This window comes from Oscillospiraceae bacterium (genome assembly GCA_022483045.1).
Taxonomy (GTDB): Bacteria; Bacillota; Clostridia; order Oscillospirales; family Acutalibacteraceae; genus Caproicibacterium.
In genome coordinates this window covers 1,156,647-1,170,886 of the sequence record JAKVOA010000001.1, presented here as the reverse complement: position 1 = coordinate 1,170,886, position 14,240 = coordinate 1,156,647, and the positions used below count along the sequence as shown (strand labels likewise).

Annotated in this window: 13 protein-coding genes; 8 read left to right on the top strand and 5 right to left on the bottom strand. The window is 44.2% G+C overall.

What is annotated here, in order from left to right; translation table 11 throughout:
* Nucleotides 1-459 precede the first annotated feature (459 nt).
* Nucleotides 460-1,512, top strand: a complete 1,053-nt coding sequence (locus LKE53_05640; GenBank protein ID MCH3972234.1) for an IS30 family transposase — start codon at nt 460-462, stop codon at nt 1,510-1,512.
* Nucleotides 1,513-1,547: 35 nt separating this feature from the next.
* On the opposite strand, the gene LKE53_05635 is transcribed toward LKE53_05640, so the two are convergent.
* From LKE53_05635 to LKE53_05615, 5 genes are read right to left on the bottom strand one after another with little or no spacing between them, the layout of a single operon-like run.
* Nucleotides 1,548-2,105 carry a hypothetical protein gene (locus tag LKE53_05635; GenBank protein MCH3972233.1) on the bottom strand — a complete coding sequence of 186 codons (558 nt, stop codon included), beginning with the start codon at nt 2,103-2,105 and terminating at the stop codon, nt 1,548-1,550.
* A complete protein-coding gene (locus LKE53_05630; protein MCH3972232.1) occupies nt 2,105-2,752 on the bottom strand; it encodes an ABC transporter ATP-binding protein in 648 nt (215 codons plus the stop codon). The genes LKE53_05635 and LKE53_05630 overlap by 1 nt, the downstream gene beginning before the upstream one ends.
* Nucleotides 2,749-3,546: a hypothetical protein gene (locus LKE53_05625; GenBank protein ID MCH3972231.1), complete on the bottom strand. Its 798-nt coding sequence runs from the start codon at nt 3,544-3,546 to the stop codon at nt 2,749-2,751. The genes LKE53_05630 and LKE53_05625 overlap by 4 nt, the downstream gene beginning before the upstream one ends.
* Before the next feature lie 2 nt (nt 3,547-3,548).
* Nucleotides 3,549-4,289 (bottom strand): hypothetical protein, encoded by a 741-nt coding sequence (locus tag LKE53_05620; protein ID MCH3972230.1) that lies wholly within the window; start codon nt 4,287-4,289, stop codon nt 3,549-3,551.
* Nucleotides 4,286-5,170, bottom strand: a complete 885-nt coding sequence (locus LKE53_05615; GenBank protein ID MCH3972229.1) for a hypothetical protein — start codon at nt 5,168-5,170, stop codon at nt 4,286-4,288. Before LKE53_05615 ends, LKE53_05620 begins: the two co-directional genes overlap by 4 nt.
* A 779-nt stretch (nt 5,171-5,949) precedes the next feature.
* On the opposite strand from LKE53_05615, the gene LKE53_05610 reads away from it, so the two are divergent.
* The 7 genes from LKE53_05610 (at nt 5,950) to LKE53_05580 (ending at nt 14,057) form a co-directional block, all read left to right on the top strand.
* Entirely contained in the window at nt 5,950-6,315 is a 366-nt protein-coding gene (locus LKE53_05610; GenBank protein ID MCH3972228.1) for a hypothetical protein, read from the top strand.
* A gap of 432 nt (nt 6,316-6,747) precedes the next feature.
* Nucleotides 6,748-8,082: an aminotransferase class III-fold pyridoxal phosphate-dependent enzyme gene (locus LKE53_05605; GenBank protein MCH3972227.1), complete on the top strand. Its 1,335-nt coding sequence runs from the start codon at nt 6,748-6,750 to the stop codon at nt 8,080-8,082.
* A gap of 13 nt (nt 8,083-8,095) precedes the next feature.
* Nucleotides 8,096-8,881 carry an ABC transporter permease gene (locus LKE53_05600; protein MCH3972226.1) on the top strand — a complete coding sequence of 262 codons (786 nt, stop codon included), beginning with the start codon at nt 8,096-8,098 and terminating at the stop codon, nt 8,879-8,881.
* A gap of 22 nt (nt 8,882-8,903) precedes the next feature.
* Nucleotides 8,904-9,947, top strand: coding sequence for an ABC transporter substrate-binding protein (locus LKE53_05595; GenBank protein ID MCH3972225.1), 1,044 nt, complete (start codon nt 8,904-8,906; stop codon nt 9,945-9,947).
* A 20-nt stretch (nt 9,948-9,967) separates the two neighbouring features.
* On the top strand, nt 9,968-10,798 hold the full coding sequence (locus LKE53_05590; GenBank protein MCH3972224.1) for an ABC transporter ATP-binding protein: 831 nt from the start codon (nt 9,968-9,970) through the stop codon (nt 10,796-10,798).
* 17 nt (nt 10,799-10,815) lie between these two features.
* Entirely contained in the window at nt 10,816-13,290 is a 2,475-nt protein-coding gene (locus LKE53_05585) for a glycyl radical protein (protein ID MCH3972223.1), read from the top strand.
* Complete coding sequence (locus LKE53_05580; GenBank protein ID MCH3972222.1) at nt 13,287-14,057, top strand: glycyl-radical enzyme activating protein; 771 nt, start codon at nt 13,287-13,289, stop codon at nt 14,055-14,057. Before LKE53_05585 ends, LKE53_05580 begins: the two co-directional genes overlap by 4 nt.
* Nucleotides 14,058-14,240: the final 183 nt, after the last annotated feature.

Below are 14,240 nucleotides of genomic sequence, written 5' to 3'. Positions count from 1 at the left end.
TTGAATTTGCCCAACTTAGTGTGGCTTATCTTATTCGGTGTTCCCTTAGGCAAAAAAGTCCCCCCATTTGTTAGATAGTATATCATACTGTCTAACAAATGGGGGGTGCAGTTCAAAGTCAGCTTTTAAAAGTTTTTTGTACCGTATTAAACTGATGCTTTGCCAGATTTTCAAAGCTGAGGCAAAAGTACAGATTCACGAAATTTTGAGCAGTGAAAAGACTTTGTCTTTTAGGTTGTAGTAATCGTCAAGCTGGGCTTTAGAAGAAGCGTAAATATCAAGTCCTTTCATAGACTCCAGTGTTGTTTTTTGTGAAAGTCCATTTTCAAATTTAAAGAATTCTGTTTGTTTTGGTAAATTGTAAAATCGAATTGAACACATAAAAAGGTCCATGGTGAATGGACTCATCTGTTAGAATAAAGTTACCACACAAAACTCTGACAGAAGGGACCAAACGCCATGGAATATAGTCATTCTATCATAATCTCGGCAGAACGCAAGCGTGGACAGCACCTGGGAGCAGAAGAACGGGGAGCAATCCAACAACTAAAAAAGCTAGGATATTCAAACAGAGCCGTCGCCCGGATGATCAATTGCAGCCCATCAACCGTCGGTTATGAGCTGCAGCGCGGAACGCCTCCTTATTGCGGTCACGGTCGCAGGCCCGGATACACTGCAAAGAGAGGAGCCGCCGTATACTGTGCGAACCGCAGCCACTGCCGCCGCACCAGAAGCATACCAAGAGACTCGGCCTTCCTTCGCTGGACAGCGGAGCAGGTGCGTGTGCATAAATGGTCGTTCGATGCCTGCGTAGGCCATGCAAGGAGCAAAGGCTTGTTTCCCGCAGATGAAATCTCCTGTACCAAAACACTCTATAACCTTCTTTGGAAAGGCGAAATAGTGCTTACGCCCTTTGATCTTCCTGAGGCTCTGACAAGGAGAAAGCGTGGGAACCCCCGCATTTCCAAACGTTTGAACGGCAAAAGTCTGGATGAACGGCCGGCCGAAGTGAATCAGCGAAACACCTTTGGCCACTGGGAATCGGACACGGTGCTTGGACGAAAAAAGAAAGGTGAGCCAGTAGTGTTTACCATTGTGGAGCGATTGACCGGCTACTGTCTCGCCTTTCGGGTAGATGGGAAAACAACGAACGGAATCGCCGATGCTATGAGGCAGTTGCACGACCAGTTTGGGGAACGATTCGGCGAGATATTCCGCAGTATTACAACGGATAATGGCAGTGAATTCGCAGCTTTTTCTGCATTTGAGGCATTGGGAACTACCGTCTATTTCGCACATCCTTATTCCGCTTGGGAGCGGCCAGTAAATGAGCGTACAAATCGTGTCTTGAGGCGTTTCATACCTAAAGGGGTGTCCATTCAAAACTACTTTAATGAAGCTGTCCAAATGTTTGCAGATGAGATAAACGCACTGCCGAGAAAGCGGCTTGGTTACCTCGCACCAGAAGAACTGTTCGATGCCCAACTTGACTTGATTTGTGCTCGGCCATGACCCCACACTTTTATTCTTTCTGAGTGTTCAATTTGTTATTGCAATTTTCGTTCTGTTTGTTTTGCGTTGTTGAGCGGAAAGTAGCCAAGTGCTGAGTTTGTTATAAGGTAATACTGCTTTTTTTGAATGTCGTCAAGTTTACGGGCTTTGTTAAAGGGATACTTTTTAAGCAGAAGGATATACTCGCGGCCTTTTTGCAGTGGCAAGCACATAAAACTTAAGCTGTTTAAAAATTTAGTGTTATTGAAAACTTCAATAGATTCAGTATAAATTATGTTGTGTCCTTTAAAACTTTTGTCACCTTTATAAACATCCTCTGCTGTTACAGTGGAATAAAAAGCGTGTGTGGTTATTTTCCTTTCACCAGTGAATTTTCCTTTTATAATCAGGTCGGACTGATTAATTAAATCCTCTTCATCTTTGATTTTATTCTTCTTAAATATCGTTTCAATGCTGTCATAAAGGGAAGAAGAAAATTGATAAGTCTGGTATTCCTTGCTGATTACATCTGTGTAGGAAACACGGACAATTCCCGCAGTAATGACAGCGACAAGCAGTATGGACAAAGGAATTAGGTAGAGTTTTATTTTCATTACTGCAGGTCGCCTTCTTCCAATTTGCCGTCATTCATTTTGTAGAACTTGTCACACATCTGCTTTAAGTCCTCTTTGTTGTGGCTTGCGATCAAAACCGTTGCGCCGCGCTCTTCCTGTTCCTGTCTGATCAGTTTGCGCACAGCGTCAACCGCTTCTTCGTCCAGAGCGTTGGTCGGTTCGTCTAAAATGATAAGCTGAGGTTTTTCCATGACAGCCTGAGCAATGGCAAGTTTCTGTTTCATGCCAAGTGAGTATTTTTTGTATGTACGGGTGTCTTCCGGGTCAAGCGCAACCTGTCTCATTACATTTTTAATGTCATCTTCTGTGGCAATATGCTTTATGGAAGCAAGCACCTTTAAGTTTTCGAAACCGGTGTAGTAAGACCAAAACCCAACGTTTTCGATTATGAGTCCCATGCTTTCCGGAAAGGAAATGTCTGTGCCGAGTTGTTTGCCAAAAACTTTTACAGTACCCTCTGTCGGATGGATTAATCCAGCAATCGCACGGAAAAGCATGGATTTTCCGGAACCGTTGTGGCCATAAAAACCGTAGCTGCCACCCTGTTCAAGATTTAGCGTGATATGAGACAACACCGTTCTTTCTTTTAATACTTTGGTTAAGTCATTTATTTCAATAGCGTTCATTCTGATTCTCCTTTTACAAGAACAATTAAATCTTTTTTCTTTAAAACAATGGAACAGACTAGGTAGGAAACTGCAAAACAGACAGTCAGCCAGACAAGAGAAAAGCCTGATGTAAAGCCATTTATGGTTTGCCCGTCACTGATATCCTGTATCTGGGGGCTGTCACAGTGCCAAAAGTACATTTGGCTGCTGGACGGCAGCAGTGAAGCAATTATGTTCCCAACCGTACTTGTGTTTGCGAGTTGTGTTGTTAAAGTGGTGCATGAAAAATATAAAATCATAAAAATCAAAAAAGACGTTGCTCTGCCGAGACTTAGAGATAGAAAGTTTTCTAGAAAAATCATAAAAAACATGGTTAATGATTGAAACAAAAACAGTTTAATATATATTTCAGAACAGTTTGCTTTATCAGAAAGGCCAGAAGAGATTCCAATTATAAATGCAGCTGCGAATGCCAGTGAATAAGTAAAAACTATTTTGAAAAACAATTCCAACGTTTTTTGGAGCAGCCATCTCTGTTTGCTGCCTACTCTAGTGAAAACATAAACGTAGTTAGTTTCATAGTCAGCTAAGAAGACGCCAGAAAACACATATAAGACAAGTATACTCGGAACCATTTCAATAAGAAAGAAAGGCAGTATGGTGAATGTTAAATCGGAACCTTTAAAAACACGAAGGAATAAATAGGACAAATTTTTGTCAGAAGTATGTAGATTAGCAAAGATCAAAAAAACAAACAACAGAAAACAAATGAAGCACGGCGCAATAAATGACATAAGTTTTCTTTTTTTCATATTTAGTCATGCCTTCTTTCCAAAAAATCTTTCTTTTCAGCCAAAAGAGGTAAAAGAAAAATTGCTGCCGCTATTTCTGCGGCAGAAGAAAGGGCGTAATGGAATGCTGCGTTTACACTGGCAGGGGATATAGCAAGAGGTGTCAGAAGAGATACTAAAAAGTATTCATCTGAACGCAGACCGCAATGTGACTCGTAAAGTATAATTCCTAATATTAAAATGATTCCGATTGCACTGTTTCCAGTCGCAAAAATTAGTGCATCGAGAATGATAGAAATAATGAAAAAAGTTGCTATTTGAAGCAAGAAAGCTGTTATCAAAATATGCGAAAACTTATTAAGCTCTGCAGTATAGTTAAAGAAAAAGACTCTGGAAAGCATTAATACGTATATATATATATTAAAAGTTACCGCATCAATGAGAGAAGTTAAAAACCATTTGTGACACAGTCCTTCTATGCTTCCCATTCTGTAAATCACAGAGGCATTTAAAAAATAAGAATGGCTGAACATAATAAAGATTATGTAAACAGGAACCAAGAAAAATGCCAGTATGTTTTCATCAAAAAATAATCTTGTACAAATACCAATGTTTTTGAAGCCAAGATCCAACCATATTGGTGAAGTTGTAGTTGGAACAAACTGTGGGAACAGATATAATATTAATGTGTAAATTAACGGTATTGTAATAGCTGTCCACATTTTTTTATCTTTTAATCTTAAGCTGTAATATTCTTTTATCATATGGACTCATCCTTTTGTGTAACGCCATGGACAGTTAAAAGAATTACGCAAACAATTGTTAATAGAAGTGCAAATACTAAAAAATAAAGGATATTTCCTACAGGATACATCATGAATATAGTTTCTTCCATCTGATTCCCCGTCCTTACGAAATAGTCCTTCGCAAATCCGCCGACTAACCACAAGATTCCGGGCAGAGTTAATACCAAAAATCTTCCTTTACTGTTTTTTACAAAAAATGAGATACAAAACGAAAGCGCAGCCATAAAAGCGCCTCCAAGAGCTGGAACCAGACTGTAAATAAAGTTACTGATATAAGGATGGTTCATTTGGAAAATAGAAAATCCATTTTGAGTGTAATTGTATTTTACACTCATTACATTATCACCGATAACTCCGTTTCTCAAAATATTAAAAGAGGATGTTGCAGGACAGCTAATTAGTAAGACAAGCTGTTCTAAGATAAGAGGCAAAAATATAACAAGAAAGCCACTTACAAATGAAGTAATCAATTGGGCGGTATAATAGGCCTTTTCTCCTGTTCTGGGTAAAATAATGTTTGCAATGCCGTGACTTCTGTCATCAAAGTAATGAAAGGAATACGCAAAAGATGAAATAAAGGGAAACAAAATTCCAATGAAAAGCATATTCCAAAATGCATAATTAAATGGGTTAACATCGCCGTGACTTTTCAGTATCATACCGCCAGTCCCCCAATAATCAGAAGCTGGGTATATTGTTGTTATATCTGCTTTGTACACGGTAGTTAAATTCACAATTAAAGGAATAAAAATTATAGCCAAAGACAGTGTAAGTGCAAAGAAAAATTCCTTACAGTGAAACATGTCTTTGAAATCTCGTTTTAGTTCATTTTTCAGCATTGATTTTCTCCTTATGTACAAAAAGAGAAGTATCTGTTTGTGCAGATGCTTCTCACTGAAATTTTAGTATGCTATAGTAACATCATCCAAATTAACAATAATTTTGATCATTGAAATTATAGATTCCTCCGAACTGACAATTACCATTTGTAGACCCACCTCTACTATCAGGATATTGGAGACCGGTATACAAATCCAGTACGATACCGGGCGCGCATTGATAGGCATATTGAAGGATGTGTTGTTTGCAAGGCTGCGCATTATCATAAGTTGATGCGCTAGTCCAATGGCCATTTACCTTTTCTCTTACGTTAAAGTACACTTCACTACTCGCTCCCAATGAAACTAATGCATATTTTGAATTGCACTTGATAACACTTGCTTCAGCAACTACTTTTTGCGTCCTGTTGCCAGAGAGCGAGACACCTGTCCATCCATCTCTGCCTGCATGGACTGCGCTTGCAGGAATTGCTGCACACGCTGTTATAACAGCGGCAGCGGCAAGTACCGAAAAAGACCTTTTTACTTTTTTTCATACAATTCGCATCCATAAAAAATATATTTAGGAAATACTTGTGAATGTTTCCTGGACAAATATAACCACACAATTATTCTAATGTAAATATATAACAAAAATTTACATCAAAAAATAACATGAAATTTTCGTTTAATTTATTGAATCGTCAAGTCAAATGCGTCAGTTTGTGTGGAAAAACATGAATGGGAAATTTCCTGCGAAGTTTTTGTGCTGCAGGGAGAGGCAGGCCTTACCCTTTTATATGGACGAAAGCCATCACTATGATTTAGCGGTGCAAAAAACACGCAGCGGTTGCCATATCCTTAAGCGCATCTGTATCGGCAATGTGCAGTTCGTACAGCAGGAAAGGACCTTTTTTGCTTCTGCTGCTGTGATTACGCTGCAGATTTCCGCAGAAAATCTGACATACTCCTTTGGTGCAGTCCTCAATGGGAAAAAACATTCTTTTGGAGAGAATCACACCAAATATCTTCCTACAGAAGTTGCCGATGGTTTTACGGGTGTTTTGATTGGCCTGTATGTGCAGAGCACAGACGCGCGTGATTGCAGTCAGTCGTCTGTTTTCCGCGGGCTTTCCTGTGATTACGCGGAGGGGAAATTGTTTTAGCGAAAATTTCTGCAAATCCTGTTTTTAAAGGGCGGCAGAGCCACTAAAAATGGCTTTGCCGCCCTTCGCTGTACAGATGCAGGTGCATAGCTTGTTTTATGCAGCAGCAAGTTAGCGAATTAAATAATACTAAACTTATTGACTTGGTAATATATAAGTGCTATACTAATTGCATATTTTAGAAATGAGGTGCAGATATGATGAAAAATGGAAAGGCAAATGTGCTTGGGATAAGTCGTCCGGTGTGTATGCAGGAAAAGTGTATGCGCCGTACGGCAGCACAGCGAAGAGATTGCTTTTGCATTTTTTAAAAACTGCAAAAAATTTTCTGATGCTGCCTGCCTGTAAAACTGTAGGCGGCTTTTTTATACCCATTTATCGTAAAACACAAAAAAACAAGGCTTATCCTGAGTAGGAAAGAGGAATTTTCTTATGGCACTCGACAGACAGCAGGTTATTGCATACGACCAAAAGTACAACCAGCATCCGTGGCTTTCCGGTGGCAGCGCAGCCCTTCCAGTGGAAAAAGGCAGCGGCATTTATTTTTGGGATTACAACGGAAAGCGTTACACAGATATGTGCAGCCAACTGGGAAATGTTAACCTTGGCTATGGAAATAAGGCTATGATTCAGGCGGCACAGAAACAGCTGGAAATCCTGCCGTATATTGCCCCTGCCAGAGCAAGCGGCCCGCGCTCGGAGCTTGCCAAAATGCTGATTGACCGTGCACCGCAGAATATGGCAAAAGTGTTTTTTGCCTGCGGTGGGTCAGACTCCAATGAAGCGGCAATCAATATGGCCAGAAACTATACCGGGAAAAGCAAAATCCTCTCCATGTACCGCAGCTATCACGGCTCAACTCTGGGGTCTGGCAACCTCTCTGGCGACCCGCGGCGTCTGTCTTTGGAAAAGCCGGCCGCCACAGGGTTCCTGAAATTTTTCAATCCGTACACGTACCATACCAAGCTGAAATTTGCCAACGACAAAGAAAAAACGGAGTTCTTTCTGAATCTGTTGGAAGAACAAATCGTCTATGAAGGGCCAGACGAAATTGCAGCGGTAGAAGTTGAGTCGGTTGTCGGTGCAAACGGCATTTTGATTCCGCCGCAGGGCTACCTGCAGGGACTGCGAGCATTGACGAAGAAGTACCATATCCTGCTGATCTGCGATGAAGTAATGGCTGGTTTTTACCGCACCGGCAAGCTGTTTGGCTTTATGAATTGGGATATTGAGCCGGATATTATTACTTTTGCAAAGGGGATTACCTGCGGCTATGTGCCGCTGGGCGGCATTATCATCAGCAAAGAGATTGCTGATTTTTACGAACACCACACGTTCCAGTACGGCTTAACTTACAGTGGACACAGCCTTGCGTGCGCAGTTGGCGTGGCGACACTGCACGAGTATGACCGGCTGCATATAGAAGAAAATGTGCAGAAGACCAGCAAGGTACTGGGAGAACTGCTGGAAGAACAGAAAGCTAAACATAAGAGTGTAGGCGATGTTCGGTACATTGGGCTTTTTGGTGATTTAGAGCTTGTCAAAAACAAAGGAACAACAGAGCCGCTGGTGCCGTACGGAAACGACAGCAAGGGCATTATGGGCAAGATCAAGGGCGCACTGCTGGAGCGCGGCTTTGCGGCCATGGGGCGTGAAAACAACATCACGCTTGCACCGCCGCTGATTATTACCGAACAGCAGCTGAGAGAGGAATTCCCCAAGCTGGACGAAGTCTTGAGTATTGTCGATGAAAAATATACCGATTAAGGGGTAAGGCATTTTGAGAAAGCGGAATAAAAAAGCGGAGAAGTGCATCACGCTGGTTACAGTTGCGGCCATCTTGCTGGCATGGTTTCTTGTGTCAAACTTTACAAGTGTTTCCGATATCATTTTGCCTTCCCCCCAGAAAGTCTGGAAAAGCTTTATCAATGTTGCGGAGAATGGCTATGGAACAAACGGCGACAAACTGATTACACATCTGATGAGTTCCATGCAGCGCTTGATGACTGCTTTCGGTCTGGTCATTGTCACGGCGATTCCGCTGGGACTGCTCAGTGGCTGCTTTCCAAAGTTCTGCGCAGTGCTTGACCCTATCATTGAGTTTTATCGGCCGGTTCCACCGCTTGCGTACTATACCATTCTGGTGCTGTGGTTCGGCATCAACGAGAGCTCAAAAATCATTCTGCTGTACCTTGCAGGGTTTGCGCCCATTTTTATCACTTGTGTATCGTCCGTAAACCACATTAAAGAGGACTATATCAACGGTGCCTATATGCTGGGCGCCAATAAGCGGCAGGTGTTTTTCAATGTCATTTTGCCCGCAACATTGCCAGACATTTTTACCGGCCTGCGCACTGCCGTGGGCATTGAGTATACAACACTGGTTGCGGCGGAAATGGTTGCAGCAAAGACCGGCATCGGCTGGCTTGTGTTGGACGCTTCTAACTGGCTGAAGTCAGATGTCGTGTTTTTCGGCGTCATCATCATGGGCATTACCGGCATTCTGCTCAACCAAATTCTTTTGCTGTTGGAAAAACTGATCGTCCATTGGAGCGGAAAATCCTAATGACTAAAGGGAGAGAATCACAATGAGAAATAAAACGAAACGACTGACAGCTTTTCTGCTTACCGCGGCGGTTGCGCTGGGTGCCACGGGCTGCGGCACTGTGTCCGGCAGCAGTAAAGGCGGGGCATCCGCCTCTATCGTAAACATCGGTGTGCAGACGCTGATTACGCCGGAATTGGTTACACGCTATGAAAAGCTTTATGAGAAATACCTTGGTATGAAAGTGAATCTCGTACAGTTTAATTCCGGCGCAGATATCAACAAAGCCTTTTCCAGCAAGAGTCTTGATATTGCCTCGATTGGTTCTTCGCCGGTTTCCATCGGTTTGGCAAACAACCTTGGGTATGAAGTGATTTGGTACCATGATGTTATTGGCAGCGCAGAGTCCCTTGTCGCAACAAAGGCCTCCGGCATACATAAAATTGAAGACCTGAAAGGCAAAAAAGTGGCGACTCCATTTGCATCGACAGCACATTACAACCTGCTCAATGCTCTGAAGTTTGCGCACATGAAAACATCGGACCTGCAGCTTTTAGATATGCAGCCGAATGATATTTACGCTGCATGGCAGCGCGGCGATATTGATGCGGCGTATGTCTGGAATCCGGTCCTCGGCGAAATCACAAAGGAAAGCGGTACTGTCATTATGGGCAGCGGTGACCTTGTGAAAAAAGGCGTCGTGACCGCGGACTTGGCAGTTATCAACAAAGACTTTGCGGCAAAGCACCCCGCCGTGGCGACAGGCTATATCAAAGCGCAGCTTTATGGCCTTTCTCAGTACCAAAGCAATCAGAGCAAAGCAATCAAAGAGATTGCCTCGGCTGCTGGTATTTCCGAGACAGAGGCCAAAAATCAGGCGAAAGGCTTTACCTATCCTGCCGGCAAAGAGCAGCTGGGTGCAGGCTATCTTGGAACAGCCAAAGAAAAGGGAGCACTTGCCAAAACACTGAAAGACACAGCGGACTTTCTTGTACAGCAGGGCAGTATCGATAAATCAGCGCCGCTCAGCACTTTCCAAAATGGCATAACCAGTGAATTTATTGAGAAAGCACTCCGTGAAAAATAAAGAAAGGACGGCGCCGCAAATTGGATACAAATACTGTGGCCGCAAAGACAAAGAATCCGGATGACTTTTATTACGCGGATGATGCACTGCTCGAAATAAAAAATGTAAATTTCGACTACAAAACAAAAACGGGAACGGTCAAGGCGCTGGATAATCTGAATCTAAATATCTACAAAGGCGAGTTCCTGTGTGTACTCGGTCCCTCCGGCTGTGGTAAAAGCACATTGCTCAAGCTGATTGCCGGCTTTGAAAACCCTACTTCCGGGGAACTTCTGCTTGACGGCCAGCCAATTCACAGTATCGATTGGCACCGTGGGGTTGTGTTTCAGCAGGCAAATCTTTTTGAATGGTTTTCTGTGCGAAACAATGTAAATTTTGGACTGCGTATGCGAAAATTCCCAAAAGATGAGATCCGCAAAAAGACAGACGCAATTTTAAAAACAGTTGGACTGGAAGAATTCGCTGATAAAAAGGTGTATGAATTGTCGGGCGGCATGAAACAGCGTGCAGGTATTGCGAGGACTTTGATCAATGACCCTGAGATTCTTCTGATGGATGAGCCCTTCAGTGCGCTGGATGCTTTGACGCGCGAGCAGATGCAGAACTTTATGCGGAAATTGTGGTGGAAAACCGGCAAGACAATTTTCTTTATTACACATGATATCGATGAGGCCATGGTCCTTGGTTCCAGAGTTGTCGTTTTGTCGAAGCGCCCGGGCAAAATTGTTAAAGATATCCCGCTCCATTTTACCAATGAGTTTGAAGAAGAGCGGTCCAGCAAAATTAAGTATACAGAGAAGTATTACAAAATTCGCGAAGAGCTGCTCGGCATTATCAACAGTCAGCAGTAACGGAAAGGGATAAAAATATGTCTGCAAAAGTATTGTCGCTGCAGGAAAAGCGTCTGCAGGAAGAAATAAAAACGAAAAAACGAGTTTACCCACAGAAAAACCGCGCGGCAGACCTGTTGGAAAAAGTAAAAGGAACAAAACCACAGATTGATATTGAGCGCGGCCTGTATTTTACAGAATCCTTTGAAACAACAGAGGGACAGCCGCTGATTTTGAGATGGGCAAAGGCAATGTACCATTATGCACAGCATGCCACAGTCTACATAGAGGATGATCAGCTCTTGGCCGGACGCAGCGGCAAGCTTGGCCGGTACGGTATTCTGTACCCTGAGCTGGATGGCGATATTCTCGGCGATGCAATTGCTAAGCTTCCAGAAAGAGCTACGTCGCCGTTTGAGATAGCTCCGGAAGATGCCCAGACGGTAAAAACAAAGATTCAACCATATTGGCAAGGCAAAACATTCCACGAGGATTTGGCAAAAGCTTTTCCGGACGACACGCTGAAACTCACCTATAATCCTGACGGAAGCTCCCGCTTTATTGTGAACGAGACCGCCTCTTTCCGTTCCTCCATTCAGTGGGTGCATGACTATGAAATCGTTTTGAATCTCGGCTTTTCCGGAATTAAAAAAGACGCGGAAAAAAGGCTGGCTGCACTGGACGAAAACAGTGCAGTTGATACACTGGAAAAGAAGCCGTTTTTACAGGCGGAAATTACCATCTGCGACGCCATTGTACTTTGGGCACACCGGCACGCAGACCTTGCCGAAAAGCTGGCACAGAAGGAAATGGACGACCAGCGCCGGCGGGAACTGCTGACGATTGCGCAAAACAGCCGGCGTGTGCCGGAGTTTCCGCCGGAGAACTTTTATCAGGCCGTGCAGTCACAGTGGTATGTCCAGATGTTTTCGCGCATTGAACAAAAGACAGGCACAGTCATTTCCAATGGCCGCATGGACCAGTACCTTTACCCGTACTATAAAAAGGATATCGACAGCGGCGCTATTACCGAAAGCCAGGCACAGGAGCTTTTGGAGTGCATGTGGGTGGAAATGTCCGAATTTATAGATCTGTATCTTTCTGAGACAGGCGGTGCCTTTAATGAGGGCTATGCCCACTGGGAGGCAGTCACCATCGGCGGCGTTGACAAAGACGGAAACGATGCAGTGAATGACCTGACCTATCTGTTGCTGAAATCCAAGCGCGATTTTCCACTGAATTATCCAGACCTTGCGGCTAGAATCCATACGCTCAGCCCAAAGCGGTATCTGTATGAAGTAGCTAAAACCATCAAAGAAGGCAGCGGCTTTCCAAAACTCATCAATGATGACGAGGTGATTCCGCTTTTGCTTGCAAAGGGCGCAAAGCCGGAGGAAGCCTTTGATTACAGCGTTTCGGGCTGCTCTGAGTGCCGTATGCCAAACCGGGATACTTACACAAGCCCGTGCGCTTACATCAACTTTGCGGCCGCACTGGAAATGACACTTTACAATGGCAAAATGCTGAAATACGGGAATGAAGTTATTGGGCTGCAGACAGGGGAGCCGGAAACGTTTCAGACCTTTGATGATTTTCTGCAGGCATACCTGAAGCAGCAGAAATATTTTATCCGCCATGCGTTTGTCCAGCAGCATGAAATTATCCGCCTGCGCGCACAGCACTTCGCGTCGCCGCTTGGCTCTACACTGCACAAACTCTGCCGCGACAGCTATACAGATATTCACCAGCCCAAAATACCGGGCGGCATTGATTTGGGGTATTTTGAGTTTATCGGGTACGGCACGGTTATCGATTCGCTTTCTGCAGTTAAAAAAATTATATTTGAGGATAAGAAGCTGACAATTGCACAGCTGAAAGAAGCACTTGCCCATAATTTTGAGGGCTATGAAGAAGTGCAAAAGCTTCTAAAAACTGCACCGGCATACGGCAATAACGACCCTTATGCAGACAGTATCGGAAAACTGCTTGATCGCGAAGCGCAGGACTTTGCCAAAAAGTATTCTGCTGAATTAGGGGTGCACCTTGACCTGCGCCTGGTTCCATTTACCTCTCATGTGCCATTCGGTAAGGTGGTCAGTGCCACACCAAATGGTAGAAAGGCATTTGCACCGCTTTCAGATGGCAGCAGTGCTTCTCAGGGTTCTGATAAATTCGGCCCGACCGCGGTGCTCCTCTCTAACTATGCAACTAAAAACCAGAATTACACACAGCGCGCGTCCCGCCTGCTGAATATTAAACTGAGCCCATCGTGCGTAGAGGGAGATTTGGGTACCAAGAAACTGGTCAATTTCATTCAGACGTGGCACGACCTCAGGCTTTGGCATATTCAGTTTAATGTCATTAACACAGATACCCTTAGGCAGGCGCAGAAGCACCCAGAAGATTACCAAAACCTTTTGGTGCGTATTGCGGGGTACAGCGCTTATTTCACAGAACTCTCTAAAGACCTGCAGGACGATATTATTGCAAGAACCGAGCAGCAGGCAATATGAAACATGCAGAGAGAGCCTGCGTCTTTAATATCCAGCATTATTCGCTGCAGGATGGGCCGGGCATTCGGACAACCGTCTTTTTTAAGGGCTGCCCGCTGCACTGCCGGTGGTGCTGCAATCCTGAGTCACAGCGGACAGAGGCGGAGCCCTTTGGCGAAGAAACTGCAGGCCGGATGATGAGCGTGGACGAAATTTTGGCCGAGGTGGAAAAAGACGAACCGTTTTACCGTCATGGCGACGGTGGCCTGACCGTGAGCGGCGGTGAACCGCTTTTGCAGGGGGCGTTTTTGGTTGCGCTGCTGAAAAAAGCCAAAGAGCACTACTTGACAACCGCGATTGAAACCAGCGGTTGCGCCCCACAAAGCATTCTTCTGGCGGCCGCAGAGTATCTGGATACAATTTATTTTGATGTAAAAAGCCTGAATACAGAGAAACACCGGGAGTGGATTGGCCGAAGCAGCGAGCAGATTCTTGAAAACTTGAAAGCGTTGCTGGCAGCTTTTCCGGAAAAAGATGTGCGTGTCCGCACACCTGTTATTCCGGGATTTAATGATACAGAGCGGGACATTCGGAATATCTGCGAATTTTTAAAGCTGCTCCCTCCATTGCATTATGAACTTTTGCCGTATCATTCTTATGGAAAAAGCAAATACAGCAAGCTTCACCGCGCCTATGAAATGGGCGATGCTGTGCTCGATCAGGAAAACTTCAAAAAGCTGCAGAAAATCGTGCGCACTTATGGACTGAATTTACAACCGGATTTCTAAGATCGTTTTGCAAGGCAATTCTGTACGAATTGGGGCATAGTGCATAATCAAGACGCGGTTTCTCCACTTTTGGACGTGAGACAAATATCAATGTCTGCCCGCCGCTGACGATTACGGCGGAGGAATTCAATGCTTATCTGCCAATTTTGGATGAGGTGCTGACTCTGGTCGACAAAACGTACT

What these genes read in the sequence shown, in the direction of transcription:
- LKE53_05640 (MCH3972234.1), top strand. Translation starts at nt 460, where the DNA reads ATGGAATATAGTCATTCTATCATAATCTCGGCAGAACGCAAGCGTGGA.
- LKE53_05635 (MCH3972233.1), bottom strand. Translation starts at nt 2,105, where the DNA reads ATGAAAATAAAACTCTACCTAATTCCTTTGTCCATACTGCTTGTCGCT.
- LKE53_05630 (MCH3972232.1), bottom strand. Translation starts at nt 2,752, where the DNA reads ATGAACGCTATTGAAATAAATGACTTAACCAAAGTATTAAAAGAAAGA.
- LKE53_05625 (MCH3972231.1), bottom strand. Translation starts at nt 3,546, where the DNA reads ATGAAAAAAAGAAAACTTATGTCATTTATTGCGCCGTGCTTCATTTGT.
- LKE53_05620 (MCH3972230.1), bottom strand. Translation starts at nt 4,289, where the DNA reads ATGATAAAAGAATATTACAGCTTAAGATTAAAAGATAAAAAAATGTGG.
- LKE53_05615 (MCH3972229.1), bottom strand. Translation starts at nt 5,170, where the DNA reads ATGCTGAAAAATGAACTAAAACGAGATTTCAAAGACATGTTTCACTGT.
- LKE53_05610 (MCH3972228.1), top strand. Translation starts at nt 5,950, where the DNA reads ATGGACGAAAGCCATCACTATGATTTAGCGGTGCAAAAAACACGCAGC.
- LKE53_05605 (MCH3972227.1), top strand. Translation starts at nt 6,748, where the DNA reads ATGGCACTCGACAGACAGCAGGTTATTGCATACGACCAAAAGTACAAC.
- LKE53_05595 (MCH3972225.1), top strand. Translation starts at nt 8,904, where the DNA reads ATGAGAAATAAAACGAAACGACTGACAGCTTTTCTGCTTACCGCGGCG.
- LKE53_05585 (MCH3972223.1), top strand. Translation starts at nt 10,816, where the DNA reads ATGTCTGCAAAAGTATTGTCGCTGCAGGAAAAGCGTCTGCAGGAAGAA.
- LKE53_05580 (MCH3972222.1), top strand. Translation starts at nt 13,287, where the DNA reads ATGAAACATGCAGAGAGAGCCTGCGTCTTTAATATCCAGCATTATTCG.